At 71.9% G+C, this 25,571-nt stretch carries 33 protein-coding genes; 15 read left to right on the top strand and 18 right to left on the bottom strand.

Going from position 1 to position 25,571, the window contains the following annotated elements; genetic code table 11:
* The first annotated feature begins 494 nt into the window (after positions 1-494).
* The 3 genes from lnt (at position 495) to ACTWPV_RS17920 (ending at position 3,523) form a co-directional block, all read left to right on the top strand.
* Positions 495-2,048, top strand: coding sequence for an apolipoprotein N-acyltransferase (gene lnt, locus ACTWPV_RS17910; RefSeq protein ID WP_443152625.1), 1,554 nt, complete (start codon positions 495-497; stop codon positions 2,046-2,048).
* Between the two features lies 1 nt (position 2,049).
* Complete coding sequence (locus tag ACTWPV_RS17915; protein ID WP_443152626.1) at positions 2,050-2,799, top strand: polyprenol monophosphomannose synthase; 750 nt, start codon at positions 2,050-2,052, stop codon at positions 2,797-2,799.
* Positions 2,800-3,019: 220 nt separating this feature from the next.
* Complete coding sequence (locus tag ACTWPV_RS17920; protein ID WP_347645083.1) at positions 3,020-3,523, top strand: FxsA family protein; 504 nt, start codon at positions 3,020-3,022, stop codon at positions 3,521-3,523.
* Positions 3,524-3,580: 57 nt separating this feature from the next.
* Here ACTWPV_RS17920 and ACTWPV_RS17925 read toward each other — a convergent pair whose 3' ends face one another.
* From ACTWPV_RS17925 to ACTWPV_RS17935, 3 genes are all read right to left on the bottom strand, one after another.
* Positions 3,581-3,925 carry an RNA polymerase-binding protein RbpA gene (locus ACTWPV_RS17925; protein ID WP_125637410.1) on the bottom strand — a complete coding sequence of 115 codons (345 nt, stop codon included), beginning with the start codon at positions 3,923-3,925 and terminating at the stop codon, positions 3,581-3,583.
* A 202-nt stretch (positions 3,926-4,127) separates the two neighbouring features.
* Positions 4,128-4,754 (bottom strand): hypothetical protein, encoded by a 627-nt coding sequence (locus ACTWPV_RS17930; RefSeq protein WP_443152627.1) that lies wholly within the window; start codon positions 4,752-4,754, stop codon positions 4,128-4,130.
* A gap of 93 nt (positions 4,755-4,847) precedes the next feature.
* Positions 4,848-5,357: a nuclear transport factor 2 family protein gene (locus tag ACTWPV_RS17935; protein WP_443152628.1), complete on the bottom strand. Its 510-nt coding sequence runs from the start codon at positions 5,355-5,357 to the stop codon at positions 4,848-4,850.
* Between the two features lie 33 nt (positions 5,358-5,390).
* On the opposite strand from ACTWPV_RS17935, the gene ACTWPV_RS17940 reads away from it, so the two are divergent.
* Positions 5,391-5,897: a winged helix-turn-helix transcriptional regulator gene (locus ACTWPV_RS17940; RefSeq protein ID WP_443152629.1), complete on the top strand. Its 507-nt coding sequence runs from the start codon at positions 5,391-5,393 to the stop codon at positions 5,895-5,897.
* A 4-nt stretch (positions 5,898-5,901) separates the two neighbouring features.
* Here ACTWPV_RS17940 and ACTWPV_RS17945 read toward each other — a convergent pair whose 3' ends face one another.
* The 7 genes from ACTWPV_RS17945 to ACTWPV_RS17975 all read right to left on the bottom strand — a co-directional run bounded on the left by ACTWPV_RS17945 (position 5,902) and on the right by ACTWPV_RS17975 (position 12,306).
* Entirely contained in the window at positions 5,902-7,335 is a 1,434-nt protein-coding gene (locus ACTWPV_RS17945) for an MFS transporter (RefSeq protein ID WP_347645088.1), read from the bottom strand.
* 45 nt (positions 7,336-7,380) lie between these two features.
* On the bottom strand, positions 7,381-8,181 hold the full coding sequence (locus ACTWPV_RS17950) for a glycerophosphodiester phosphodiesterase family protein (protein ID WP_443152630.1): 801 nt from the start codon (positions 8,179-8,181) through the stop codon (positions 7,381-7,383).
* Between the two features lie 36 nt (positions 8,182-8,217).
* Positions 8,218-8,757 carry a TrmH family RNA methyltransferase gene (locus tag ACTWPV_RS17955; protein WP_443152631.1) on the bottom strand — a complete coding sequence of 180 codons (540 nt, stop codon included), beginning with the start codon at positions 8,755-8,757 and terminating at the stop codon, positions 8,218-8,220.
* Positions 8,754-9,344 carry a class I SAM-dependent methyltransferase gene (locus ACTWPV_RS17960; RefSeq protein ID WP_347645092.1) on the bottom strand — a complete coding sequence of 197 codons (591 nt, stop codon included), beginning with the start codon at positions 9,342-9,344 and terminating at the stop codon, positions 8,754-8,756. Before ACTWPV_RS17960 ends, ACTWPV_RS17955 begins: the two co-directional genes overlap by 4 nt.
* A gap of 11 nt (positions 9,345-9,355) precedes the next feature.
* Positions 9,356-10,303, bottom strand: a complete 948-nt coding sequence (locus ACTWPV_RS17965) for a VWA domain-containing protein (RefSeq protein WP_347645093.1) — start codon at positions 10,301-10,303, stop codon at positions 9,356-9,358.
* A gap of 64 nt (positions 10,304-10,367) precedes the next feature.
* The gene (locus ACTWPV_RS17970) at positions 10,368-11,300 is read right to left on the bottom strand and encodes a DUF58 domain-containing protein (protein ID WP_347645094.1); all 933 of its coding nucleotides are present in this window, start codon (positions 11,298-11,300) and stop codon (positions 10,368-10,370) included.
* 4 nt (positions 11,301-11,304) lie between these two features.
* Positions 11,305-12,306 carry an AAA family ATPase gene (locus tag ACTWPV_RS17975; RefSeq protein WP_132599621.1) on the bottom strand — a complete coding sequence of 334 codons (1,002 nt, stop codon included), beginning with the start codon at positions 12,304-12,306 and terminating at the stop codon, positions 11,305-11,307.
* Between the two features lie 56 nt (positions 12,307-12,362).
* On the opposite strand from ACTWPV_RS17975, the gene ACTWPV_RS17980 reads away from it, so the two are divergent.
* Together ACTWPV_RS17980 and ACTWPV_RS17985 are read left to right on the top strand one after the other, a co-directional pair.
* The gene (locus ACTWPV_RS17980) at positions 12,363-13,136 is read left to right on the top strand and encodes a hypothetical protein (RefSeq protein ID WP_347645095.1); all 774 of its coding nucleotides are present in this window, start codon (positions 12,363-12,365) and stop codon (positions 13,134-13,136) included.
* A 61-nt stretch (positions 13,137-13,197) separates the two neighbouring features.
* Positions 13,198-14,061, top strand: a complete 864-nt coding sequence (locus ACTWPV_RS17985; RefSeq protein WP_443152632.1) for a DUF2268 domain-containing protein — start codon at positions 13,198-13,200, stop codon at positions 14,059-14,061.
* 24 nt (positions 14,062-14,085) lie between these two features.
* Here the strand turns inward: ACTWPV_RS17985 and ACTWPV_RS17990 are convergent, their stop codons facing one another.
* Positions 14,086-14,751 carry a response regulator gene (locus ACTWPV_RS17990; RefSeq protein WP_443152633.1) on the bottom strand — a complete coding sequence of 222 codons (666 nt, stop codon included), beginning with the start codon at positions 14,749-14,751 and terminating at the stop codon, positions 14,086-14,088.
* A complete protein-coding gene (locus tag ACTWPV_RS17995; protein WP_443152634.1) occupies positions 14,748-15,977 on the bottom strand; it encodes a sensor histidine kinase in 1,230 nt (409 codons plus the stop codon). The genes ACTWPV_RS17990 and ACTWPV_RS17995 overlap by 4 nt, the downstream gene beginning before the upstream one ends.
* A 143-nt stretch (positions 15,978-16,120) precedes the next feature.
* On the opposite strand from ACTWPV_RS17995, the gene ACTWPV_RS18000 reads away from it, so the two are divergent.
* The 7 genes from ACTWPV_RS18000 to ACTWPV_RS18030 all read left to right on the top strand — a co-directional run bounded on the left by ACTWPV_RS18000 (position 16,121) and on the right by ACTWPV_RS18030 (position 21,030).
* Positions 16,121-16,690: a ClpP family protease gene (locus ACTWPV_RS18000; RefSeq protein WP_443152635.1), complete on the top strand. Its 570-nt coding sequence runs from the start codon at positions 16,121-16,123 to the stop codon at positions 16,688-16,690.
* Positions 16,691-16,802: 112 nt separating this feature from the next.
* Complete coding sequence (locus tag ACTWPV_RS18005; protein WP_347619437.1) at positions 16,803-17,420, top strand: ATP-dependent Clp protease proteolytic subunit; 618 nt, start codon at positions 16,803-16,805, stop codon at positions 17,418-17,420.
* Positions 17,421-17,499: 79 nt separating this feature from the next.
* Entirely contained in the window at positions 17,500-18,261 is a 762-nt protein-coding gene (locus ACTWPV_RS18010) for a sulfite exporter TauE/SafE family protein (RefSeq protein ID WP_443152636.1), read from the top strand.
* A gap of 185 nt (positions 18,262-18,446) precedes the next feature.
* Positions 18,447-19,430: a helix-turn-helix transcriptional regulator gene (locus ACTWPV_RS18015; protein WP_443152637.1), complete on the top strand. Its 984-nt coding sequence runs from the start codon at positions 18,447-18,449 to the stop codon at positions 19,428-19,430.
* Between the two features lie 41 nt (positions 19,431-19,471).
* Positions 19,472-20,083, top strand: a complete 612-nt coding sequence (locus ACTWPV_RS18020) for a LysE family translocator (RefSeq protein ID WP_443152638.1) — start codon at positions 19,472-19,474, stop codon at positions 20,081-20,083.
* On the top strand, positions 20,080-20,814 hold the full coding sequence (locus tag ACTWPV_RS18025) for an alpha/beta fold hydrolase (protein WP_347645107.1): 735 nt from the start codon (positions 20,080-20,082) through the stop codon (positions 20,812-20,814). The genes ACTWPV_RS18020 and ACTWPV_RS18025 overlap by 4 nt, the downstream gene beginning before the upstream one ends.
* Before the next feature lie 3 nt (positions 20,815-20,817).
* Positions 20,818-21,030 carry a hypothetical protein gene (locus ACTWPV_RS18030; RefSeq protein WP_132599661.1) on the top strand — a complete coding sequence of 71 codons (213 nt, stop codon included), beginning with the start codon at positions 20,818-20,820 and terminating at the stop codon, positions 21,028-21,030.
* Here ACTWPV_RS18030 and ACTWPV_RS18035 read toward each other — a convergent pair.
* Positions 21,027-21,464, bottom strand: a complete 438-nt coding sequence (locus ACTWPV_RS18035; protein ID WP_443152639.1) for an SRPBCC domain-containing protein — start codon at positions 21,462-21,464, stop codon at positions 21,027-21,029. The genes ACTWPV_RS18030 and ACTWPV_RS18035 overlap by 4 nt on opposite strands.
* Positions 21,461-21,796 (bottom strand): ArsR/SmtB family transcription factor, encoded by a 336-nt coding sequence (locus tag ACTWPV_RS18040; RefSeq protein ID WP_443152857.1) that lies wholly within the window; start codon positions 21,794-21,796, stop codon positions 21,461-21,463. Before ACTWPV_RS18040 ends, ACTWPV_RS18035 begins: the two co-directional genes overlap by 4 nt.
* Positions 21,797-21,859: 63 nt before the next feature.
* On the opposite strand from ACTWPV_RS18040, the gene ACTWPV_RS18045 reads away from it, so the two are divergent.
* The gene (locus ACTWPV_RS18045) at positions 21,860-22,201 is read left to right on the top strand and encodes a VOC family protein (RefSeq protein ID WP_347777195.1); all 342 of its coding nucleotides are present in this window, start codon (positions 21,860-21,862) and stop codon (positions 22,199-22,201) included.
* A gap of 8 nt (positions 22,202-22,209) precedes the next feature.
* On the opposite strand, the gene ACTWPV_RS18050 is transcribed toward ACTWPV_RS18045, so the two are convergent.
* On the bottom strand, positions 22,210-23,088 hold the full coding sequence (locus tag ACTWPV_RS18050; protein WP_443152640.1) for an SCO6745 family protein: 879 nt from the start codon (positions 23,086-23,088) through the stop codon (positions 22,210-22,212).
* Between the two features lie 33 nt (positions 23,089-23,121).
* On the opposite strand from ACTWPV_RS18050, the gene ACTWPV_RS18055 reads away from it, so the two are divergent.
* Positions 23,122-23,895, top strand: a complete 774-nt coding sequence (locus tag ACTWPV_RS18055; protein WP_443152641.1) for a CGNR zinc finger domain-containing protein — start codon at positions 23,122-23,124, stop codon at positions 23,893-23,895.
* Between the two features lie 138 nt (positions 23,896-24,033).
* On the opposite strand, the gene ACTWPV_RS18060 is transcribed toward ACTWPV_RS18055, so the two are convergent.
* The 3 genes from ACTWPV_RS18060 to ACTWPV_RS18070 form a co-directional block, all read right to left on the bottom strand.
* Positions 24,034-24,396, bottom strand: a complete 363-nt coding sequence (locus ACTWPV_RS18060; protein ID WP_347645113.1) for a cupin domain-containing protein — start codon at positions 24,394-24,396, stop codon at positions 24,034-24,036.
* A 90-nt stretch (positions 24,397-24,486) separates the two neighbouring features.
* Entirely contained in the window at positions 24,487-25,035 is a 549-nt protein-coding gene (locus tag ACTWPV_RS18065) for a dihydrofolate reductase family protein (protein ID WP_443152642.1), read from the bottom strand.
* A 137-nt stretch (positions 25,036-25,172) separates the two neighbouring features.
* Positions 25,173-25,532, bottom strand: a complete 360-nt coding sequence (locus ACTWPV_RS18070) for an ArsR/SmtB family transcription factor (protein ID WP_443152643.1) — start codon at positions 25,530-25,532, stop codon at positions 25,173-25,175.
* Positions 25,533-25,571 lie beyond the last annotated feature (39 nt).

Raw genomic sequence — 25,571 nt, forward strand, 5'->3', positions numbered from 1 at the left:
AGGACCGCCGTGCGCATGGGTGGTCCCGTCACCCGCGGGATCACCCTGCCGCGACCGCCCGCCTTTTTTCGATCTCCCCGCGCCGCGCTGCATGAAGTGGGGCTGTGGGACGGTAGCGTTTTCGCAAGCAGGCGTGCGATGACGGCGGAGGAGACCCCGGAGTGGTTCAGGACAGAGCGAGCCTACCGCCCACACCCGGGCGCGACTCGACCCCTGGCGGTGGTCACGCCCCTGCCGCCGCGTCGCCCCAGGCCGCCGCGGCGGCGCCCCCTGGCCCGGCCGCCGCACCGGACCTGCCCGGACCCGAGCCCACGTCCGAGTCGCGGCCCGGACCCGAGCCGAAGTCCCAGCCCGCGCCCACGTCCGAGCCTGGTCCTGTGTCTGTGTCCGGGTCCGGGCCTGAGTCCGGGCCTGGGCCTGACCCGACATCCCCGTCCCCGGCCGGGTCCGGGCGCGGGCGTGAGCCCGCGCCCGCGTCCGAGGCGAGCCAGGGCGTGCGTGGTCCCAAGGCCGCCGGAGGGCCGGGACGCGAGCCGCGGCGCGTGCTGGTGGCCAGGGTCGCGGCGGCCGTGGCCGGCGGGCTGGCGCTGTTCGCCGCCTTCCCGCCGCTCGACTGGTGGTGGCTGGCCCCGCTGGGCATCGCCTTGATCGTCGCCTCCCTCCACGGCACCCGCCCCAGAAGGGCCGCCTGGCTCGGCTACGTGGGCGCAGCGGCGTTCCTGTTCCCCGGCGTGGCGTGGGTGCGCACGATCGGCGACGACGTCTGGCTCATGCTCGTCGGCGCGGAGAGCCTCTTCTACGCCGCCATGGCCGCCGCGGCGGCGCTCGTGTTCCGCCTGCCGGGCTGGCCGGTGTGGTTCGGCGGCCTGTGGGTGGCCATGGAGTGGCTGCGCGGCCTGGTGCCCTTCGGCGGGTTCCCGTGGGCGCGGGTGGGTTTCAGCCAGGGAGAGTCGCTGTTCACGACCTACGCGGCGCTGGGCGGCGTGCCGCTGGTGTCGTTCGCCGTCGTGTTGTGCGGCGCCCTGCTGGCCCGCGCCTTCCTGTCGCGCGGCGGGCGCGCGCTCTGGCGCAGGGCGGCTCCCGTGGCGCTGGCCCTGGCCGTGCCCGTGCTGAGCCTGGCCGTGCCGAGGCCCGGCGACGAGGGCCGTACGGTCAACATCGGCATCGTGCAGGGCAACGTGCCCGGCCGGGGCATGAACGTGCTCGGCGACGAGCCCGCCGTCGTCCTGCGCAACCACGCGAACGAGACCAAGCGCCTGGCCCAGGCCGTACGCGAGGGCAAGCTCCCCAAGCCCGACCTGGTCGTCCTGCCGGAGAACTCCACCGACATCGACCCCTACCGCGACCAGTTCGCCCGGGAGACCATCCACGACTCCGTTCGGGACGTCGGGGTTCCCACGCTCGTCGGCGCGGTCGTGGCGATCGGCGACGAGCACCGCGCCACCCGCAGCCTCGTGTGGGACCCGGTGACCGGCGCGGGCGACTATTACGACAAGCAGCACCTGGTGCCGTTCGGGGAGTTCACGCCGCTCAAGGAGATCGTGCTGGCCCTGTGGGAGCGGGCCGGCCTGGTGGGCCGCCAGTCGGTGCCGGGCGACAAGCCTGGCGACCTGCGGATGGGGCCCGTGACGATCGGCGCGGTCAACTGTTACGAGGTGGCCTACGACGGCACCGTGCGCGAGACCGTGCGTGCCGGGGGCACCCCTCTCGTGGTGCAGACCAACAACGCCAGCTACGCCCTGTCCAACCTGCCGCCGCAGCAGCTGGCGATGTCGAAGCTGCGGGCGGTGGAGCACAACAGGGCCGTCGTGACCGCGGCCACCACGGGGATCTCCGCGTTCGTCACGCCTGACGGTAAGGTCTCCTGGCAGACCCGCGAGCTGGTCGCGGACATGAACGTGGTCACGGTGCCCGTACGCACTGAGAAAACGCTTGCAACCAGGGTGGGGGCGTTTCCTGAGTGGGCATTGATGATGATGGGAGCGGCGGCGGCCGGAGTCGTCGCGTGGCGTGGCAGGCGGCGAGAAGACCGGATGAGGAACGACTGACATGGAGACTCTCGGCCGGGTGCTCGTCGTCGTGCCGACATACAACGAGCGCGACAACCTTCCCAAGATCGTCGAGCGGCTGCGGGCCGCGGTGCCGGTGGCCCACGTGCTCGTGGCCGACGACAACAGCCCTGACGGCACCGGCGAGATCGCCGACGGGCTGGCCGCCGGCGACGACCACGTGCACGTCCTGCACCGGCCCGGCAAGCAGGGCCTCGGCGCCGCGTACATCGCCGGGTTCCGGTGGGGCCTGAACGAAGGCTACGACGTGCTGGTCGAGATGGACGCCGACGGCTCCCACCAGCCGGAGGAGCTGCCCAAGCTGCTGGAGGCGCTGGCCGACGGGGCCGACCTGGCGATCGGCTCCCGCTACGTGCCCGGCGGCAAGGTGGTCAACTGGCCGCACCGGCGCGAGATGTTGTCCAAGGGCGCCAACATCTACACGCGGGTCATGCTCGGCCTGCCCGTGCGCGACGCGACCGCCGGGTTCCGCGCCTACCGCTCGGCCACGCTGGACAAGGTGGGGCTGGCGGGGGTGGAGTCGCAGGGCTACTGCTTCCAGGTCGACCTGACGCTGCGTACGTCACGGCACGGGCTGCGGGTGGTCGAGGTGCCGATCACGTTCGTGGAGCGTACGGTCGGCAAGAGCAAGATGAGCGGCAAGGTCATGTCCGAGGCGTTGTGGCGGATCGGGCTGTGGGGTGTCACGGGCCTGCCCAAACGCCTGCGCGGCAGGCGAGGCCACGGCTAGGGCGAGGATCCGCGAGCTCGGGACGCGGCGGCGCATGGCCGCGCCTGGTCCGGGTGGCGCCTCGCGGCCGGATCGAGCCCGACGACCCCGGCAGGACCACCGTGTGCGCGGCGTGGGCCGTCTGGAACGCGCCGACCGTCCGCGATCCGCCGCCGGGCGGAACGGTTCGGCCGCGCCGCGCGTTGTTCCTGCTGTACGCGCGTGTGGAAACGAGGAAACGATGCGGCTCCTGCTCTTCCTGCCCTTCCTGCTCTTCCCCGTCCTGGAGATCTGGCTGATGTTCCAGGTCGGGGCCGCGATCGGCGGGCCGGCGACCGTGGCCCTGCTCATCGGCGGCAGCCTGCTGGGGGCCTGGCTGATGCGCCGCGAGGGACGCAGGGCCTGGCGTGTCCTTCAGGAGTCGATGCAGACCGGGCGCATGCCCGAGCGCGAGCTGGCCGACAGCGGCCTGATCCTGGTGGGCGGCGGGCTGCTGCTGGTGCCGGGCTTCGTCTCCGACGTTCTCGGGCTGGCGTGCGTCCTGCCGGTGACCCGGCCGCTGATGCGCCGCCTGGGCTCGTCGTTCTTCGAACGCAGGGTGAAGCGCATGGCCGCCGCCTCCCCCTACGCCGGCATGTTCCCGCCGGGTGGTGACTTCCCCGGCGCCGCCTCTCCCGATGAGGGTGCGCCGAAGGGCGCCCGGGTGGTGCACGGCGAGGTGATCAGGGAAGACCGCGAATCCTGACGTTCCCGCGCGAGAAAACCCCCGGGCGCCGCCCGGGGGTTTCACCGTGAGAGGAGATCAGGCGCTCTTACGACGCTGGGCTCGCAACACGGCGAGCCGCTCGTTGAGCACCTCCTCGAGATCTTCGATGGATCGCCGCTCCAGGAGCATGTCCCAGTGTGTCCGCGGCGGTTTGGTCTTCTTCGATTCCGGCTGCTCGCCGTCCACGCGAACGGCGGTCACACCGCACATGCGGCACTCCCACGTCGCGGGGATCTCAGCCTCGGCGGCAAGCGGAACCTCGAAGCGATGCCCCTTAGGACAGGTGTAGGACACCTCCTGGCGTGGGGCCAGATCCGTGTTACGGTCGTTCTCGTAGCTGGTTGCCCCGAGCCGGGTGCCACGAAGCGCGCGCTCGCCCATGTTTAAATGCCTCCTACAGGGCCCCCATGCGTGGGGGGTCTGTCTCCCACGGTGTCTAACGCTTGGTACCGTGATGGGATTCCCACCCGAGGGGTGATCCAATCGCGCTTGGGGCCTCGGTTCTTCCTGCGGGTCCCGTCCGCGGGTCTCCTGACCGGGGGTTCGGGGGTTCCGGGCCAGCTCAGCGCGTACGCACCGCGTTTCATGCGGTTGATCGGCCCGTGACCGCTTTCCCGCGGCGCCCGCTCACGATCGCCGCCGCGAGCCACAGCGCGCCGGCCATGATGAGGGCGCCATGCGCGATGCGCAGCGGGTACGGCCCGAAGAACTGCGGGATGAACAGCACGAAACCTAGTGCCCACCCCGTCCCGCTCCACCTGGGCAGCGTTCCTGACCGCCGGACGGACACCGCGGCCATCACGGTGCCGGCGGCGAGCAGGACGAGCCCGGCCGCGAACATGCTGACGGGGACGGCCCCGAACCTGAACTCCGCCGCCAGCTCCGTCAGCGCGGGCGCCTGGTCGCGCATGGAGCGCTGGGCGATCACGTTGAGCCCGAACGTCTCCGCGCCGTAGTAGGGGAGTGTCAGGCCCGCGCCTGCCCAGGTCACCGCCGCGGCCCGCAGCGACAGCCGGTCGCCCAGCACCCGGTGCAGCCCGAGCACCGCCAGGCCTAGCAGGACGAACCCGGCCATCGCGGCGGAGTGCCCGGCGACCCAGGCGGAGGAGGCCATGGCCGCGGCATCGTCGCCCGAGGGGCGGATCGCGGGATAGAGGAAGAAGAGGATCCCTGCCGCGGCGAACGCCGCGGCGACCGGCTTGGGGGACATCGGTGCTCCTTGAATGTGCGCCGCTCTTTTGTGAGAGCAATGCTCTCTATTGATGCGGCTCATGTCAAGAGCACTGCTCTCGAATCAGATCGGCTACCTTCTGTCTCGCCGGGTCACCAGCGGCACCAGCGTCCTGTCGCCCAGCCGGGTCATCGCCGCCAGCGGCCTGACGGCGGCGCCGACGAGCAGCGCCAGCCCCGGCCTGCCGGACGCGCGGGCCATTCCGGGACCCAGCGCGCCCATCAGCGCGGTCAAGGCGGGCAGCGGCCGGACGAACAGGGTGATGTCGCTGACCAGCCCGTCGCCGTCCACCTCGACGATGGCGGCCTCGTGGATCTCCAGGCTTCCCAGGCGGGCGGTGGCGGCCAGCGCGCGGGTCCGGTCGTCGCCGATGTCGCTGTGGTAGCGCATGCCGGACAGGACGCTCAGCACGACGGAGAACAGCTCGCCCACCTGCCCCTTGCCCTCGAAGGTGGCGCCGGCGCTGAGCGGTGAGTGCAGGGTCACGTCGGCGGCGAGCGTGGTCATGAGCGCGTCGAGGTCGTGTGCCTCGCCGGCCCGGCGATAGGCGGCGGCGGGTGAGTCCTGAATATGAACTGACATAGGTTCACTTTATCAACCCACTATGCTGGGTCCATGAACAGGTTCGGTGAGATGCACTGCTCCATCGCCCAGGCCGTCGGAGTGGTCGGCGAGCCATGGACGCCGCTGATCCTGCGTGACCTGTTTCTCGGGCTGCGCAGGTTCGACGATCTGGCGGAGGATCTGGGCATCTCCCGCAACCTCCTGGCCGGCCGGCTGGAGCGCCTGGTGGCGGCGGGGGTGGTGGAGAAGCGTCCCTACCAGGAGCGGCCGGTGCGCCACGAGTACGTCCTCACGGAGGCGGGCCGTGACATCGTGCCCGCCCTGACGACCCTGATGGCCTGGGGAGATCGCTGGTCCACCCCGCCGGGTGGCCCGCCGGCGCTGCTGGTGCACTCCTGCGGCGAACGTTTCACGCCCGTGGTCACCTGCCCGCACTGCGGCGGGGAGGTCACGGCCGGCACGGTGACGGCCGTGCCCGGCCCTGGAGCGTCCCAGGGGCCGGGCACGATGCTCGTCGGCACTCGGATCACCGGCGGCGCCGGAGGGGGCGCCGGCTGAGCGCTCAGATGCGCTCGGGCACCTCGTTGCCCGCGGCGCGGATGGCCTTGGGCAGGTTGGTCAGGGCCAGGAGCACGAAACCGAGCACGAAAAAGATGATCATGGAGACGATGGCGATGCGGTAACTGTTGGTGAGCTGCAGCGCCACCGTCACCGTCAGCGAGCCGATGAACGCCGAACCCTTGTCGCTGATCTGCAGCAGGCTGAAGTATTCGGCCTCGCGCCCCTTCGGGATCACCTGCGAGAACAGCGAGCGCGACAGCGCCTGGGTGCCGCCGAGCACGATCGCGATCGCGAACGCCATCAGGTAGAACTGCAGGGCCTGCCTCTCGCCGACGAACATGGCCACCACCACGATCGCGGTCCACACCACCAGGCTGGCCAGCACCGTGCGCTTGGTGCCGAAGACGCCCGCCAGCCGCCCGAGCAGCAGCGCGCCGAAGAACGCCACGAACTGCACCATCAGGATCGCGCTGATCTGCACGGTCTTGTCCAGCTTGAGAGCCTCGGAGGCGAAGGCCGCGCTGTTGCCGATGACCGTCTGCACGCCGTCGTTGTAGACGAGGTAGGCCACCAGGAACAGCAGCGTCAGCGGGTAGCGGCGCAGCTCGGCCAGCGTGCGGCCGAGCTGGCGGAAGCTGCCTCCGGCCGAGCGCAGCGCCGTGGTCTCGTGCGCGGGAACCGGCCGGTTGCGCAGCCGCAGCAGCGGGACGACGGTGAAGATGGCCCACCACAGCCCGGCCGACATCATGCTGATGCGCACCGCCATGCCCTCGGCCAGCCCCAGGCTCTCGTGCTGCAGGTAGAGCACCAGGTTGAGGGCCAGCAGCAGGCCGCCGCCGAGATAGCCGACGGCCCAGCCGCGCGAGGAGACCGTGTCGCGTTCGGCCGGGGTGGAGATCTGCGGCAGGAACGAGTCGTAGACCACGACCGAGGAGCCGTAGGCCAGGTTGGCCACGACGAACAGCACGCCGCCGAGCATGTAGCGGTCGCCCTCGACGAAGTACAGGCCCATGGTGGCCAGCGCGCCGACGTAGGCGAAGCCGCCGAGCATCTCCCGCTTGCGGCCGGTGTGGTCGGCCAGCGCGCCCACGATGGGCAGGAACACGATCTGCAGCAGCACCGCGACCGTCATGATCAGCCCGAAGAACGCGGCCGGCCTGATGTCGGCGCCGAGCACGTCGACGTATCCCAGCCCGGGGTTGGCGATCACCAGGTCGTCGAAGGCGGCCACGCACTGGCCGGAGGCCATGCCGGGGAAGTCCTGGGCGCAGGCGGCGGTCTTGGCGACCGGGATGAGGTAAGGGCCGAGGAAGACCGAGATGATCGTGGTGTAGAAGGCGGAGTTGGCCCAGTCGTAGAGGTACCAGCCGCGCTGCTCGCGCCGGCGGGCTGCGGGGGAGTCGTCGAGGGCCCCGGGGGGTGGGGGTGCGGGCATGGTGTCGTGTCGCTCCTATGAGGGCAGGGCGGGGGTGCGTCGCTCTCAGGCGGCCAGCCGGCCGGGGTGCCACTGGCCGCGACGCTGGAGGACGTCGCGCAGGCCGGTGACGTTGTCGGTCATGATGCCGTCGACGCCGAGGTCGAGCAGGCGCTCCATCCGGGCGGTGTCGTTGACGGTCCACACGTGCACCTGCATGCCGATGGCGTGCGCCGTGCGGACCAGCGCCCGGGTCGTGACGCGCAGGCCGCGGAAGCCCGTCGGCACCTGCGCGCACGGCACCCCGGCGCGGGACAGGCGGGCGAGCAGCCGCCCGTAGCCGGAGGTCGCGGCGGCGGCGCGCAGCGCGGCGACGCCACGAGGGCCGAGCGCCGAGCACACCTCCCTGCCCAGCGCCGCCCTGGCCAGGGCCAGGCGCTCGTCGGAGAAGGAGGTCAGGCAGATCCGGTCGTAGGCGTTGGTGCGCCGGATCGCCGCGGCGAGCGGGGCGATGGCGGCCGGCTCCTTGACGTCGATGTTGAAACGGATCTCCGGCCAGGTGCCCAGGAGGTCTTCCAGCAGCGGGATCTCGTGCACGCCGTCGATGCGGGCCCGCTTGACCTCCCGGTAGGGGAGCTCGGAGATGCGGCCCCGCCGGTCGGTCACGCGGTCGAGCGTGTGGTCGTGGAAGGCGAGCAGCACGCCGTCGGCGGTGGCGTGGGCGTCGGTCTCCAGATGGGTGTATCCGAGGCCGACCGCCCGCTCGAACGCGGCGGCGGAGTTCTCCGCGTTCTCCGCCGCTCCGCCGCGGTGGGCGAAGGCCAGCGGGCCCGGGTGGTCGAGAAAGGCGAAACGGCGGCTGAGCACGTCCTGAAGTATGCCCTTCTGGGAGAACGGTGCGGATTACGATTCGGGGAGATTCTCCCATTCCTGGCGGCGAACCTCGGCCAGGGCGATGGCCGTGGCCACCGCGACGTTGAACGAGCCCACCCGGCCGATCTGGGGGATGTAGCAGGCGCCGTCGGCGGCGTCGAGCAGGGCGGGGGAGCAGCCGTGGTCCTCGCTGCCGACCACCAGGCACACGTCGCGGCCGAGCTCCGCCCGGTGCAGGGGCACGGCGTCGGCGGTCAGTTCGACGGCCAGCACCGTGTAGCCCTCTTCGCGCGCGGCCTTGACCGCCTCGGTGGCCGGCATCGCCTCGTGCCAGGTGACGAGCCGCTCGGTGCCCAGCGCGGTCTTGCCCGCCTTGGGATTGGTCGGCGGGGTCGCGTTGCCGGCGAGCCAGATCTCGTCGACGCCGAAGGCGGCGGCGCTGCGGAAGATCGAGCCGATGTTGAACGGGCCGGTGACCGACTCGACGATCAGGCCGAGGCGGTTGTGGGTGTTCCTGCGCCAGGTGCGGTTGAGCCGCTTGACGTCGGTGGGGCGCAACTGCCTTCTCATCGGGTCACCTTCAGGATGCGGTAGGCGGCTCGGCTGGCCTCGCGGGAGGCCTGCCAGCCCTGCTCGCCGAGCCAGCGCTGCAGGGAATCGGAGCCGAGGTGTTTCTGGACGACCAGGTAGGCCACACCGTCGGGCGTCAGCCGGGTCAGCCACCTGGTGAGCATGTCGTGCAGGGCCTGCTTGCCGATGCGGATCGCGGGATTGGACCAGATGGCGCGGAACCTCACGTCGTCCGGCACATCGTCCGCATGCACTGACCTTACTTTGTAAAGGCGGGCGGCCTCGGCATTGCGCGCGGTCAGCTCCAGGCTCCGCCGGTTCACGTCGACGGCCCACACCGTCGCCCGCGGCGCCCGCGACGCCATGGTCAGCGCGACGGGGCCGTAGCCGCAGCCCAGATCGAGCAGGTCGCCCTCCTGTGGCGGCGGCGGGACGCTCTCCAGCAGCACGCGCGTGCCGAGGTCGACCCGCTCGGGCGAGAACACGCCGCTGTCGGTCTCCAGCCGCAGGTGCAGGTCGGGCAGGACCAGGTCGACCGAGCCCGGCCTGCTCGCGCTCTTCGGCTGGTCGGAGAAGTAGTGGGCCACGGGGCAGAACGTTACGGGATCCTGGTGCCGAACAGCACAGCCGCTCCCGCCACCAGCAGCCCGGCCATGATGGCGGCCACGATGAACCACTGGGTGATCTCCTGGTTGACCAGCTTGTAGCCGAGCGAGGTGCCGATCTGCTCGTAGACCTCGCGCAGCTCGGAGCCGGACTCGGCGGTGTAGGCGCGGCCGCTGGTGCCGTCGGACAACGACTGCAGGGTCTGCTTGTTGACCGGCACGTTCACCGGCCTGCCGTCGATGTTGACGGTGCCCTCCTGGGTGCCGTACGCGATCGTGGAGACCGGCACGCCGGCCTGCTGGGCCGCCTCGATGGCCTCGTTGACCGACCGGCCGGAGGTGTTGTCGCCGTCGGACAGCAGCACGACGGCGGACGGCGGCGGGTCGGTGGCGGCCTGCTGGTCGAACGAGCGCACCGACTCGAGGGAGTTGAAGACGGCCTCGCCGATCGCGGTGCCCGGCCGGGTGGTGAGGTTGCCGATGGCGGTGATCACGGCCTGGTGGTCGGTGGTGGGGGAGATGACCACGTTGGCGGATCGGGCGAAGGAGACCACGCCGACGTTGAAGCGGTCGGGCAGCTCCTTGGCGAACGACTGCGCGGCCGCCTTGGCGGCGCTGATCCTGTCGGGGTCGACGTCGTCGGCGTCCATCGACAGCGACACGTCGAGGGCGATCATGATGGTGGCGCGGTCGCGCGGCACGCGTACCTCGCCGGCGGGTTTCGCCGCCCCGACGACCAGGAGCGACATCATGACCAGGAACAGCGCGGGCGCCACGTGCCGGCGCCAGCCTGGCCCGGCGGGGGCGACGAGGTTGAGCAGCGCCAGGTTGGTGAAGCGCACGGTGTAGCGGCGGCGGGCGAACTGCGCCACGACATAGCCGGCGACCAGCAGCAGCACCAGCACGAACAACCACAGCCAGGCAGGGGCGAGAAAGCTCACCAGGCCTCCTTCCCGGGCCTTGTGACCACGATAGCGTCGGTGATGGTCTCCTCGTTTCGCTCGCTCACACCGGTCTCCGGTGGGCCAGGTGGCTCATGCGGCGCTGGCGCAGGACGAACTGTGCCACGTCGAACACCCAGTCGCGGTCGGTGCGCAGCACGAGGTGGGCGATGCCGGCACGGCGCAGCGCCCGGCGGGTGCCCTCGCGTTGCTGGGCTGCCGCTTCGGCATACGCTTGCCGAATTTTGGGTGAAAGATGCACTTCGCGTACGTTCCCGGTCTCGGGGTCGGCGAACGCGACCCGGCCCACGTCGGGCAGCTCCAGCTCGCGCGGGTCGATCACCTCGACGGCCAGCACCTGGTGGCGGGCCGCCAGACGCCTGATGGGGCGCTCCCACGGGCGTTCGGCGTCGGGGTCGAGGTCGGGGCGGGCGTCGAGGAAGTCGGAGACGATCAGCCGCATGCCGCGCCGCCTGCGGCTGGCCGACAGCACCTCGATGCCCTCGGCCAGGTCGGGCGGGTCCGGCACGATCCGGCCGCGGGGGGCGTCCATGAGGGAGTGGAGCAGCCCGTACAGGGCGGGCCGGCCGGTGCGGGCGGGCATGCGGTGAATGTACTCGTCGTGGATCACCAGCGCGCCGAACCGGTCGCCCATCCTGCTGGACAGGAACCCGATCGCGCCGATCGCCGCCACCACCAGGTCGCGCTTGTCGGTGTCGGCGGTGCCGAAGTCCATGCTGGGCGACAGGTCGGCCAGCGCCCACGTCTCCAGCTCGCGATCGGCGATCAGGTCGCGTACGTGGGGGATGGTGGTGCGGGCGGTGACGGCCCAGTCCATGCGGCGCACGTCGTCCTCGCCGGGCACGTAGACGCGGCTGTCGCCGGCCTCGCTGCCGGTGCCGGGCAGCAGCCCCTGGTGCGCGCCGTGCAGCAGCCCGTCGAGCCGCCGGGTGACGGTCAGCTCCAGCCGGCGCAGCGCCTGCTCGGCGGTGTTCATCGGGTCACCGGTTCTGGTTCCAGACGACGACGGGCGGGGGCACGGCGTGCAGGATCTGCCGGACGACCTGCTCGGGGTCGACGCCGTCCGCCAGGGCGTCGAAGGTGAGCATCAGCCGGTGCGACATGACGTCCACGGCCACGTCGCGCACGTCGTCGGGCAGCAGGTAGTCGCGGCCCCGCAGCAGGGCCAGCGCCCGCCCGGCGGAGACCAGGCCCAGCGTGGCGCGGGGGCTGACGCCGATCTCGATGGTGTCGGCCAGCTCGTCGAGGCCGTACTCGCCGGGGGAGCGGGTGGACATGACCAGGCGTACCACGTAGTCGGCGACGAGCTGGTGGACCGAGACGTCCTCGGCGGCCTTCTGCAGCGTCAGCAGCTTGGCGGGGTCGAGCACCCGGTCGGGGACGGGCGGGGTGACGCTCATCCGGTGCAGGATCTCCAGCTCCTCGTGGGCGGTGGGGTGGGGCACCCGCACCCGGAAGAGGAAGCGGTCGCGCTGCACCTCGGGCAGGGGATAGACGCCCTCGGACTCGATGGGGTTCTGGGTGGCCAGCACGATGAACGGCTTGGGCAGCGGGTGGGTGACGCCGGCCAGGGTGACCTGGCGCTCGGCCATGACCTCCAGCAGCGCGGACTGGACCTTGGCGGGGGCGCGGTTGATCTCGTCGGCCAGGAGGAAGTTGACGAACACGGGACCGAGCTCGACGTCGAACTTCTCGTTGGAGGGGTGGAAGACGCGGGTGCCGATGATGTCGCTCGGCACGAGGTCGGGGGTGAACTGGATGCGGGCGAACGTGCCGCCCACGACGGTGGCCAGCGTGGACGCGGCGAGGGTCTTGGCGACGCCGGGGACTCCTTCCAGCAGGCAGTGCCCGCGGGCCAGCAGGGCCACGATGAGTCTTTCGACCATGTGGTCCTGTCCGACGATGACACGCCGGACCTCGTCGAGACTCTGACGCAGCAGTGCCGCGTCGTTTCCGCCCGGCAACTCTTCGGCGACGCTCATGAGCCCCATTCCACCAAACGTGCCGCAAACTCGCACGACGCCACGTCTGTGCTTTCATGGCAAACGTGGCAAGTCCCCTGCAGTACGGCGATCCACCCCGGCTGGGGCCCTACCTGGTGCGGGCGCGCCTGCAGACGGCGCCGGCCGGCTTCGTGTACCTGGGCCAGGCGCCCGACGGGCGCGCCGTGTCGCTGGCGGTGCTCACCAGAGGCGCCGCGCTCGACGCCGCCGCGCGCGACCGGTTCGTGACGGCCATCAAGGACGCGGGCGAGAGCCGGCCGTCCGGGATGCGGGGATGGCTCGGGCGGGCGGGCCGGCCGCGGGCCGCGGTGCTGGAGGGCGCCCCCGAGGTGCTCGACATGGACGGCGGGCGGGCGCCGTGGGTGGCGGTGCCGTACGCGCCTGGCCGGCCGGGGGCGGAACGGTTCCTGGAGCCGGTGATGGTGGGCGGGACGCTCATCGGGGAGGCTCACGGGCCGGACTTCGTACCGTACTGGCTGACCGACCGCGCGCCGGCGCTGCCCCGGCTGACCCGGCGGCGCAGGCCGCTGACCGAGACGCGCAAGCGGGTGCTGATGGCCGCGCTGGCCCTGGTGCTGCTGTTGCTCCTGGTGACGGCCATCCTCCTGCTGCTGGTGCTCGGTCGGCAGGACAGCGAGCCGCAGCCCAGGCAGCTGCCGCCGACGGTGTTCGTGCCGACGCCGCCGCCGACGCCGGAGACTCCAGAACCGCAGCCCTCGCCGTCGCAGTCACCCGAGCCCAGCCGGACCGGGCCGGGCACCCCGGGAGAGTCGCCGGGCGACGAGAGCGGCGAAGAGCCGGAGCTCTGACGCGTCGGGGCCGGTAACGCGTTTGACCCTCACGTAACGTGAGACTTTAGGGTCCTGCGCCATGGAGTTCATCATTCATGACACGTTGACGCCGATGGCCGGGATGTTGCGCGGGCCGCTCGACCGGCGGCCGGACGCGCTGCGGGAGGTGCTGGCGCCGCTGCGCGACGCGATCCCGATGCCGGGCGACATCGTCGACATCCACCACAACGGCGGCGGCTTCCGGGTCGACGCCGACGATCCGCGCTACCTGCCCGCCGTCGAGCGCATGATCGAGGCCGACGTGCTGGGCCAGGTGCGGCGTGAGCTGACCCGCGCCTCGGAACGGCTGTCCGGGGCCAAGCAGGGCGACACGCTGGAGGTGTGGTTCGTCATGGGCAATCCCGACAACGAGCACCTCATGACGACGGCCGGCGGCTACTACGGCATGGGCGGCGCGCCGGGCATGATCTACCTGCTGGCCTGGCCGTCCGACGAGGTGGTCGGGAAGATCGGGCACCTCGCGGTGCACGAGTTCCACCACGGCGTGCGCTACACCAACGTCGAGTGGAACCCGGTCACCGTGACCGTCGGCGAGCACGTGCTGGCGGAAGGGCTGGCCGAGGCGTTCGTGCGGGAGCTGTCGGGGGCGCAGGCGATGGGGCCGTGGTCGTCGATGGTGACCGGGGAGAGGTACGACCTGGCGTACGAGAAGATCATGGCGGCCTTCGACCTCGCCGGGATGCAGAACACGCCGGCGTACGTGCTGGGCGACAGCGCGACGCGCAACTTCGGGCAGGAGCCGCGCGGCATTCCCGACATGGCGGGATATGCGGTGGGGCTGCGGCTCGTCGACCAGATCCTGGAGGCCACCGGGCTGACGGCGGCCGAGGCGACCGTGCTGCCGGCCGCCGAGCTGATGAGGCGCGCGGGCCTGCGCGGGTAGCCAGCGGGTGGCCAGCAGGCGGTCTCAGCGGGTGGTCTCAGACGGGGAGACGAAGCCGGACTCGTAGGCGGCGATCACCGCCTGAGTGCGGTCACGGGCCCCCAGCTTGGCCAGCACGTTGCCGACGTGCGTCTTGACGGTCTCCTGGCTGACGACCAGCTGGGCGGCGATCTCGTGGTTGGACAGGCCCCTGGTCATCAGGCGCAAGACGTCGCCCTCGCGCCCGGTCAGCCGGTCGATGCCCGGCACCTTGGCGGGCGAGAAGGCGGCCTCCTGGCGGCGCCTGGCGAGGGTGCGGATCGCGGCGGGGAACAGCAGCGACTCGCCGGCCGCGACCAGCTTGACGGCCTGCACCAGCTCGTCTGGCCTGGCGCGTTTGAGCAGGAAGCCGCTGGCCCCCGCGCGTAGCGCGTCGTAGACGTAGTCGTCGTTCTCGAAGGTCGTCACGACCAGCACCTTGGGCGGGTCGTCCAGCGCCATGAGGCGCTCGGTGGCCTGGATGCCGTCGAGGGCGGGCATGCGCACGTCCATCAGCACGAGGTCGGGGCGCTCGCGGCGGACGACGGGCAGGACCGCGGCGCCGTCGGCGGCCTCGCCGACCACGCTCAGGCCGGGCTCGGCGTCGATGATGATGCGCAGGCCGGCCCTGATGAGGTCCTCGTCGTCGGCGATGACGACAGTGAGAGTCATGGACTCGACCGTAGCGGCAGGCGCGCGGAGACCGTCCACCCGGTCTGTGTGGGGCCGGCGTGGAGGTCGCCGTCGAGCAGGCGCACGCGCTCGCGCATGCCCGCCACGCCCCTGCCCCCCGACGGGCGGGGGCCGTCGCCTCCGGCGGCGTTGGTGACCTCGAGCCGCAGCTCGCCGTCCCGGACGCCGGCCGACAGGAGCACCGGGCCCCGGCCGTGCTTGATGGCGTTGGTGAGCGCCTCCTGCAGGATGCGGTAACCCTCACGGGAGACGACGGCGGGCACGCCGGACAGGTCGCCGACGTCCTGCCGCACCTGCGCGCCCGAGGCGGCGACGAGGTCGCCGAGATCGGCGAGCGTGGCCTGCGGGCGCCTGTCGGGCACACCGCGGCCGTCGCGGGCGCCGTCGCGGGCGCCGCTGTGGTCGCCGTCGCGCAGCACGCCCAGGACGTGGTCGAGGTCGTCGAGGGCGGCGCGGGCGGACTGCTCGATGGCGGCGAGCGCGGTCCTGGCCGTGCCGGGGTCGCGGTCGAGGACCCGGCCCGCGGCTGCGGCCTGCAGGGTGACGACGCTCAGCGCGTGGCCGACCGAGTCGTGCAGCTCGCGGGCCAGCCGGTTGCGCTCGGCCAGCGTACGGGCCTGCTCCTCGGCGGCGGCCAGGCGCTCGGCCGGGGTGGGGCCGAGCAGGACGGGCGCCAGCCTGGCCAGCAGCGCGCCCGCCCCCGCGGCCACGGCGACCAGCGCCGCCAGCGTCGCGAGCCCGCCCAGCGCCCACGACACCGCGTTCCACCCCGGCGTGACGACGGCGCCGAACACCGGCGTCGGGTTCCCGACGACGGGCAGCAGGAGCGTGAACGCCGTGAACGGCACGATCGCCAGCGTGCAGCCGCTGACCACGCCGCCGACCGCCAGATGCAGCGTGAACCAGGCGGCGGTGCGGCGGCGCTCCTGCCAGGAGCGGCCCGCCTGCCGCGGCGGGGTCTCGACGTGCGCCCCGAGCAGGCCCTGCGCCGCGTTCACCTCCAGCGCCCGCACCGGCAGGAACAACCCGGTCGCCGCCACCACGGGCAGCACCGCCACGAACACGCCGATCTGGGTGGGCAGCAGGACGTTGGCGTTCTCGCCCTGCCAGATCGCCGCGACCAGGACGCCGACCATCATGTACGGCATCAGCAGCGCGCCGCCCAGGATGAGGCACGCCCACCGGCGCGGAAGGTTCTTTCTCACACCGGCGATTATATGTCGATGTTTATTCGCTCACAGAATAATGCGCCCTTAGAGAAATGCGCCGCCAGCGAAAAGAATCCTTAATCGACGCGTTCTCGCACTAGCGTTTTTCGCGGAAATACCCGCACGGGAAGGTGACGTTCATGACGGAGACCCAGCGCGCGCAGTGGCCTGACCAGCTCAGCCAGCGCCTGTTGAAGGAGCGCATCGTCGTTCTCGGCCAGGAGGTCGACGACGAGATCTGCAACCGGCTGTGCGGCGAGCTGCTTTTGCTGGCGGCCGAGGATCCCGCGCGCGACATCACCCTTTACATCAATTCTCCTGGCGGTTCCGTGCATGCGGGGCTGGCGCTCTACGACATGATGCAGTTCGTGCCGTGCGACGTGGCGACGGTGGCGATGGGGTTCGCCGCGTCGATGGGCCAGGTGCTGCTGTCGGCGGGGGCCAAGGGCAAGCGCTACGCCCTGCCCAACGCCCGCATCGTCATGCACCAGCCGCTCGGCGGCATCGGCGGCTCGGCCAGCGACATCGCGATCCAGGCCGAGAACATGCTCTTCACCAAGCGCAGGATGGCGGAGATCATCGCCCACCACACCGGCCAGCCGCTGGAGCGCATCCAGGCCGACTCCGACCGCGACCACTGGTTCACCGCCCGGGAGGCGCTCGACTACGGCTTCGTCGACCACATCGCAGAGGGGGATGAACTGAGGTGAGTTCACGCGACGTCTCGCCCGGACGGCGAACCGTCGATCCACGCACCGCCACGCGGCGGTCCGCTTCCTCCCCAAGGCTCGGGCCCGAGGGCTCCGGCGAAAGGAAAGTCCGATGAACGGCCGTTACGTGCTGCCCTCGTTCACCGAACGCACCTCCTACGGCATGAAGGAGATGACCCCCTACACCAAGCTGTTCGAGGACCGCGTCATCTTCATGGGCGCGCCCATCGACGACACCGTGGCCAACGACGTGATGGCGCAGCTGCTCACGCTGGAGTCGCTCGACCCCGACCAGGACATCAACATCTACATCAACTCGCCCGGCGGGTCGTTCACGGCGATGGCGGCCATCTACGACACGATGCAGTTCGTCCGGCCGGAGATCCACACGGTCTGCATCGGCGAGGCGTCCTCGGCGGCGGCGGTGCTGCTGGCGGCCGGTTCGCCGGGCAAGCGGGCGGCGCTGCCGCACGCGCGCGTCCTGCTGCACCAGCCGGCCACGGAGGGCGGGCGCGGGCAGGGCAGCGACCTGGAGATCCACGCCAGAGAGATCCTGCGCATGCGCGACCAGCAGGAGGAGATCCTGTCGCGGCACACCGGGCGGGGCACGCTGGAGATCAGGAAGGACATCGAGCGCGACCGCATCTTCACGGCCGAGCAGGCTCGCTCCTACGGGCTGGTGGACGACATCTACGCCTCCAGGAAGCGCACGCCGGCCGGGGCCCGCTGACCGCCCGGATCCCGTCACCATCGGCTGAGGTGTGACTTGTACACTCTTGGGGTTTCTTGGGGGAAATCGGGGGAGTGGCGTGCCGCTGGAGCAGGTCCTGGTGTTGCTGTGCGCCGCCGCGGGAGCGGGGTGGGTCGACGCCGTCGTGGGCGGCGGCGGTCTGCTGCAACTGCCCGCGCTCATGGTGACCGGTATGCCGACGGTCGAGGCGATGGCCACCAACAAGTTCTCCTCCGTCTTCGGCACCGCGTCGGCGGCCGTGGCCTACGCGCGCTCCACCAAGGTCGACCGGCAGGTGGCGCTGCCGGGCGCCGCGCTGGCGGTGCTCAGCGCCGGGCTGGGGGCGTGGGCGGCGGCGTCGATCTCGGCCGAGGTGCTGCGGCCTGCCGTCATGGTGGTGCTGCTGGCGGTGGCGGCGTTCGTGACGCTGCGACCGGCCATGGGAGCCGTGCCGGAGCCGCACCTGCGCACCCGGGGCCGGGTGGTCGCGGCGGTGGCGACGGCGGGGGTGGGCATCGCCTTCTACGACGGCATCCTGGGCCCCGGCACGGGAACGTTCCTCATCATCGCCTTCACCGCCATCCTCGGCCTGGACTTCGTCTCGGCCTCCGCGTCCGCGAAGATCATCAACATCGGGACGAACCTGGGAGCGCTGCTGGTGTTCGGGGCGCAGGGGCACGTGCAGTGGGCCCTGGGGCTGGGCATGGCGGTGTGCAACGTGGCCGGCGCCCAGTTCGGCGCGCGCATGGCGCTCAGGCGGGGCACCGGCTTCGTACGCGTCATCCTGCTGTGCGTGGTGGCGGCCATGGTGGTCAGGCTGGGCTGGCAGCAGTTCGGCTGACATCCATCACGGCACGAACCCGGGCAGCCGATCGACGCCGCCCGCCCCGGCGCGGGGTCACGCCGCCCGGCGGCCGAGAACACCTGCGGCAGCACGGCGGCCCCGCCCCGGAGCAGGCGAACCCGATCACGCCCGCCACCTGGTGCCCGCCGAGCATGAGTGACGGGCGCGAATACACTGTGGACGTGCGTGCCAGCCGCCTGCTCTCGCTGCTCCTGCTCCTGCAGTCACGCGGCCGCATGACCGCGCCCGAGCTGGCGGCCGAGCTGGAGGTGTCGGTACGCACGGTCTACCGCGACGTCGAGGCGCTGTCGGCCGCCGGCGTGCCGGTCTACGCCGACCGCGGCCCCGCGGGCGGCTACCAGCTGCTCGACGGCTACCGCACCCGGCTCAACGGGCTGACCTCCGAGGAGGCCTCCTCCCTGTTCCTGGCGGGGCTGCCCGGCCCGGCCGCCGAGCTGGGGCTGGCGGAGGTGGCCGCCAACGCCGAGTTGAAACTGCTGGCCGCGCTCCCGCCCGAGCCGCGCTCGCACGCCTCCCGGATGCGCGAGCGTTTCCTGCTGGACGTGCCCGGCTGGTACCGCACGAGCGACGACGTGCCGCATCTGAGCGAGGTGGCGGAGGCGGTGTGGGAGCAGCGGCCGCTGCGCATGACCTACCGCCGCTGGGGGCCGCGCGAGGTCGAGCGGGTGATCCATCCGTACGGGCTGGTGCTCAAGGGCGGTTCCTGGTACATGGTCGCCGCGCCGGCGGACGGCCGGCCCGGGGGCGATCCCCGTACCTACCGGGTGGCGCGCATCCTGGCCGTCGAGACGTTGCCGGGGCGGTTCAGCCGCCCGGAGGGGTTCGAGCTGGGCGGGTTCTGGCGCGCGTACGCCCAGGAGTTCCGCGAGCGCATGTACACCGCCGAGGCCGTCATCCGGCTGGCGCCCGGCAGGGGCGAGCTGCTGGCGTACACGATGGGCGGCGACGTCGTCGGCGCGGCGCTGGCCGCGGCGGGGGAGCCCGACCCCGAGGGGTGGCTCACGCTCACCGTGCCGGTCGAGTCCGTCACGCACGCCCGCTGGCTGCTGCTGCGCATGGGCGCCGACGTCGAGGTGCTGGAGCCGCCGGAGCTGCGGGCCCTGATGCGTGAGGCGGTCGCCGAGCTCGGCAAGGTGTACGAATAAATGAGGCGATGACCGGGCCTCGAGTCTGTCAGCATTCCGGCATGTATCTTCTCGCTTTCGCAGGCGCGTGCGTCCTGGTCGCCATGGCGCCAGGGGTGAGCACCGCCGTCATCATGCGCCAGACGCTGCGTGCCGGCCGCGGCTCGGGCCTGGCGGCCACGCTCGGCAACGAGACCGGCATCCTCCTGTGGGGGCTGGGCGCGGCCTCCGGCCTGTCGGCGCTGGTGGTGGCCTCGCAGCTGGCCTACGACGCCATGCGGGTCGTGGGCGCGGTGGTGCTGGTCGTCATGGGCGCTCAGGCGCTGTGGCAGGCCCGCAAGGGGTCACCGCCCGCCGAAGGCGAGGTGGTGCCGGGACTGCGCGGGCCCTACCTGGCCGGGCTCGGGACGTGCCTGGCCAATCCCAAGGCGGCGGTGTTCGCGATGTCGTTCCTGCCGCAGTTCGTGCCGGCCGGCCAGAACGTGCCGATCACGCTGGTCACGCTCGCGCTCGTGTGGGTGCTGGTCGACCTGCTCTGGTACACGCTGGTCATCTGGACCGTCGCGCGGGCGAAGGCGTGGCTGGGCCGGCCCGCGGTGCGGCGGAGGCTGGAGCAGGTCTCCGGCGTGGTGCTGATCGGGCTGGGCGTACGGCTGGCGGTGGAGTCGCGATGACGATCTGGCACGACGAGCGGGGGACGGGCGAGCCCGTGGTGCTGCTGCACTCGACGGCGGCCGACTCCGGCATGTGGGACGCGCAGTGGGAGGCGCTGTCCGAGCGGTTCCGGGTGATCAAGGTGGATTTCCGCGGGTACGGGCGCAGCCCTTACCGTGCCGACGGGCCGTACAGCGACAGCGGTGACGTGGCCCGTCTGCTGGCCGCGCTGGAGATCAGCCGTGCGGCGCTGGTCTCCTCGTCGGGCGCGGGCCGGGTGGCGCTGGAGCTGGCCGCGGCCGGGCTGGCTGACCGGCTGGTGCTGCTGAACCCGATGGCCGACCTGCCTCCCACGGCGGACCTGCGGGCGTACTGGGACGAGGAGGAGCGCCTGCTGGAGGAGGGCGACGCGCAGGGCGCGGCCGAGCTGAACGCGCGCACCCTCCTCGGTCCCGAGGCCTCCCCGGAGGCGTGGGATCGGCTGGTGGCGATGCAGCGGCACGCCTTCGAGGTGCAGCTGGCCGCCGACCCGGAGCCCGAGCAGGTCGAGGGGGAGCTGTCGGCGCGGGCGATCGACGTGCCGGCGCTGGTGGTGGCCGGCGCGCACGACCTGCCGTACTTCACGGCCTCCGCCCGGCACCTGGCCGCCGAGCTGCCCCGGGCGCGGCTGGTGGAGCTGGAGTGGGCCGGGCACCTGCCGGCCCTCGAACGTCCTGAGGAGATCAGCGCGCTGCTGCTGGATTACCTTTAGTGCATGACGAACGACCTGGCGACCCTCATGAGGCAGGCGCAGGACGACGATCCGCTGCGGGCCCTGCACGCCACGACCGCGCTGCGCCGGGAGATCGAACGTCTGGAGGCGGTCCAGGTGCGGCGGGCCAGGGTGGCGGGGCTGGCCTGGGCGCAGATCGCCGAGGCGGTCGGCGTGAGCAAGCAGGCCGTGCACAAGAAGTACGGCCGCCGCTAGGTCTCCCACCGGTAGGTCTCCCACCGGCCGGCGAACCAGCGCAGCGCGATCTGCCAGGAGTAGCCGCTCCGGATGCGACCGGCGACGTCGGGCGGCAGCGTGTCCAGGCCACGGTGTTCCAGCAGGACCTCGGTGCCGCCCGTGACGGGGGTGAAGGAGACCTCGATCTCCATCCGCCCGGTCTTGTTGATCAGGTCGGCCCACGCCAGGCGGTGCGGCGGATCCCAGGCGAGGACCCGGCCGGTGTCGACGTGACCGCCGTCGGACCACAGCTCGCGCAGGTAACCGTCCTCGAAGCGGATGCCGACCGCGCGGGCGGGATCGACCCAGCTGTGGCGGCCGCGCACCCACCAGCTGTCGATCTCGTCGGTGAAGGCACGGAACGCGTCCGCGGGCTCGACGGGGACGGTGACGCTGGCCCGCACGGAGCTCATCCGCCGCGCTCCACGTGGTCCTTGAACGAGCCGAGCTGTTCGGCCCAGAACGCCTGCACCTGGTCGAGCCATGCCTGCAGCGCCGTGAACGGCTCCTGGCGCAGGGTGTAGAGGCGCAGCCGGGCGTCGTCACCGCCGGCTTCGGCCTGCACGAGACCGCCCGCCCGCAGCACGCGAAGGTGCCTGCTGAGGGCGGGCGCGCTCATCTGCACGGCCTGCGCGAGCTCGCCGGCCGGGCGTGGCCCGTCGCGGAGCAGGTCGATGACCTTGCGCCGGGTGGGGTCGGCGAGCGCCGCGAGCGTGCCGTCCAGATCGTTAACGTTGTTGTTAATGGTTGCCGCCTTTTGTTAGGCTCTCTCCTTAACGATAGCGACAATTATTGCGGAGGTACGCCCATGGCCGCCGATCTCGGTTACTACACCCTGTCCGTCCGGGACATCGACAGGGCAGCCGCCTTCTACGGGCCACTGCTGGGCTGGGAGTTCAGGCGCGAGCGCGACACGTACCTGCACGTCACCAACACCGCCGTGCCGATGGGCTTCGTCGCCGGCGAGCCCAGCGCGCAGCCGAACCTCTACTACCACGTGGATGACATCGACGCGGCGGTCGAGCAGGTGCGCAAGCTGGGCGGCAGCACCGGAGAGGTGTTCGCCGGCCGGTCGGGGCGGGGCTGTTCCTGCACCGACGACCAGGGCACCCAGATCAGCCTGTGGCAGCCCGCCCCGGGGTTCGGCTGATCCGAGGGTCAGCCCGGGGTCGCGACGGTGGTGATGCCCAGCGTGCTCGTCATGGGCAGCAGCCCCGCCTCGAACACCGCGCCGAGGAACGGCGAAACGAGCTGGGCCAGCCGCTCGGCGTGCTCCTCCCCGAGCAGCCGCCACGGCTGGGCCGCCAGCTCGTCCGTCATCAGCTCGACCCGTTCGCGCAGCGCCCTGCCCTGCCCGGTGGCCCCGCCGTCGGGGCCGACCAGCCCGCGCCCGGCCAGCCGTTCCCGCGCGGCGGCCCACTCCTGCTCGCTCCATCCGCGCCCGGCGAAGTTCGCCACGGGGGCTGCGCCGATCGCCGCGAACGACACCAGCGACTCGCACGGGTCCAGCTCCGCGGCCTGCAGCGCCGCCAGATGCCCGTCACCCCGGTGCTCGCGCAGCACGGTGGCGGCCCGCCACACCACCAGATGCGGCTCCTCGGGCCAGGGCAGATCCAGGTTGGCCGCGGCGAGCGGACGCCCCGCCACCGTCACGCTCTCGGCCGCCCGCCTGGCCAGCTCCGCCGCCTCCGCCGCCTCGGGTCCGTCCACCTTGCCGCCCATCAGGTCGCGGTACGTCCTGTCGACCGCCGCCAGCCGGGCCGCCAGGACCTGCCCGGGCGTGGCCACCTCCCATACGGCCGGCACGTGCTCGGCCACCGTCCGCGGGCTGAAGCTGTAGTACGCCGCCGTGGCCAGCCCCGCTCCGGCCCGCCCGAGCGGGGCCGTGCGGTAGGCGAAGTAGCTCGGCCAGCGCGATTCGACGTCGTATCCGAGGGTCGCGGCCGCCTCGAACGCTTGGGGCGAGAAGTACACCGCGGCGTGGACCGGCTCGAGCTGGTGCCACATGCGGCGGGCAAGCCTGGACCAGGTGCTCATGGAATGTCCTCACTGTCTAGATAAGGTATGACGGTGACGATAGAGGCATGGCGCATCACTGGTCAATCTCAAATAGACAGTTATGTCGGACGGTGGGTGGAGCTGGCGGTCCTGCTGGTGAACGAACTGGCCGTCACCCAGGCCCGCGGCCGCCCGGCCGGCCGGCCCGCCGAGCCGGCTGCGGGGCCGTTCGCGGGGACTCGCGCCGGGCGGCGCGCCGCCCTCGAAGCCGCCTTCGCCCGGAGCGCATGGACCCCCTCCCCGCCGCCCCGCCCCGGCCCGGACGGCGCTGCACAGCCGTACACCATCTCGCAGCGGGACGGCGCCGGGGCGGGCGGGCCCGGCCCGGGCGAGGGCGGCGGTCAAGCGCGTGCCGGAGCGGCCGGCTCCGTGCCGGACGGCAGCGCGGCGGGCATCGGCCTGGCCTTGACGGACGAGGAGGCCGACCGGCTCGCGGGTGTGGCCGCCGAACTGCGTCCCGCTTTCACCGGCGCCTCGGAGGCGGTAGCCATGCTCAACCAGTGCCTGGTGCGTCACGCCGCCGTGCCCAACCTGTACGGTGATCCGCCGATGCTGGCCTTTCACCGGCCGCAGGCGGACCGGGTGGACGCCTGGGCCGCCGACGCCGCGACAGCGCTGGCCATGGTGATCGGCGTCGGGCAGGGCATACGGTTGCGCTCCTGCGACGCGAGCGGTTGCGACCTGGTGTTCTTCGACGTCACCAGGAACGCCTCGCGCCGGTTCTGCGGCGTCTCCTGCCAGAATCGCGCCAAGGCCAGCGCCTACCGAGCCCGACGTCGCGCGTAGCCCGCGTCCGCCCGCCGAAGGGCGTTCCTCCCCGGATCCGTGTGCCGCGTGGCCGGCCCATCCTCCGTGAGAGGCGAGGTGGATCCCCGAGTGGGCGCGCCGGGGAGGGCGGGCCGGATGCGGCGGTGAGTGGTGCGGTCAGCCGCTCCTGGTCCTGGCGTAGTCGGCGGCGCCGCCCGCGAAGTCGTAGACGACGGCCGGCTGGTCGCCGACGACCCAGGCGTCGTGTCCCGGCGGGCAGACGAAGACCTCGCCCGGGCCCACCTCGGCCTCGGTGCCGTCGTTCATGCGGATGCGCAGGCGTCCCTCGGCGACGAACCCGTTGTGGTGGACCTCACACAGGTCCGTCCCCGCGATCGGCTTGACGGAGGCCGACCAGCGCCAGCCCGGCTCGAACGTGGCGACGCCGAAGGTGAGCCCGGTGAGGTTGCACACCTCCAGGTGGCCCATCGGGAAGTCGCGGCGTTCGTCGGGCTTGTCGATGCTCTTGACTTCGATCATGACGTTCCCCCCTCCCGTCAGGTCCAGTCTTACACCGCCGACGGGCCGTCACAAGCCGCTTGAGCTGGGCGAGCGCCATCATGCGCGGCTTCAGTCGGACGGGCGGTGGACCCGGTAGGTGGACTGGACGACGCCCGCGCCGAACACCTGCGTCGACACGTGGGCGAGCGGGACGTCCCCGCCGACCGGGCCGAACAGGGGCAGCCCCGTACCCAGCAGCACCGGGACCGTCGTCAGGGTCATCTCGTCGATCAGTCCGGCACGGAGGAAAGCGCGGATCACCTGGCCGCCGTCGACGTAGACGCCCTTGGCGCCGCGCTCTGTCAGGTGCCGCAGGAGCGCGTCGAGGTCGCGGTGGACGGTGACGCGAGGGTCGGCGTCCTCGGGCAGGGTGCTGCTGAGCACGGCCACGTGCTTGTCCTCATGCGGCCACGGGTCGTAGGTCAGGCCGGGTTCGTACGTGCCGCGGCCCATGACGACGGTGTCGATGTCCTTGATGAACGCGTCGTAGCCCAGGTCGCCGCCGGCGGCCTCGCCCCGGCTGGTGAGCCAGTGAAGGTCGCCGTCCTCGCGGGCGATGAACCCGTCGAGGCTGATGCCGATGAAGACCGAGCAGGTGAACGGGCGGCGGGTGGTCATGGAGGTCTCCCGTTAGTAAATGCTGGTTCATTTACTAACGTACTGAGAGGGGGCGAGGTATGCCAAACTGCCGGCGCGCCACGTCCGGCGGGCCATCCGTTCGGGGTGAGCCGCCCTCGCGGACCGCGGGATCGCGGCTACCGGGGAGGGTCGGGTGCCAGGCTCCCGTCGGGGGCGATGTGATCGAAGATCTGGCGAATCAGCGTGATCACATGGGGGTCCTCCACCGCGTACAGCGTCCGGCGGCCGTCCCGGCGTGCGGTGATCAGGCCGGCCAGGCGGAGCTTGGCGAGGTGCTGGGAGGCCGTGGCGATGCTGATGCCCGCGTGCGTGGCCAGCGTGCTGACGTCGTAGGAGCCGTGGGTGATCAGCCACATCAGGTGGAGTCGCACCGGGCTGGACAGCAGGGCGAACGTCTCGGCCGCCGCCCTCAGCTGCGCGGGGGTCGGCGGTGGGTGCTCGGCGCCGGGTGAACCCGGATCGGGGGAGGTCGACATCGTCTCTCCATTGTCTCGCGCAGGCGGCCCGCCGCTCAC

Origin of the sequence: Nonomuraea sp. KM88 (assembly GCF_052245635.1) — a bacterium.
In the GTDB taxonomy this organism is placed as follows: domain Bacteria; phylum Actinomycetota; class Actinomycetes; order Streptosporangiales; family Streptosporangiaceae; genus Nonomuraea.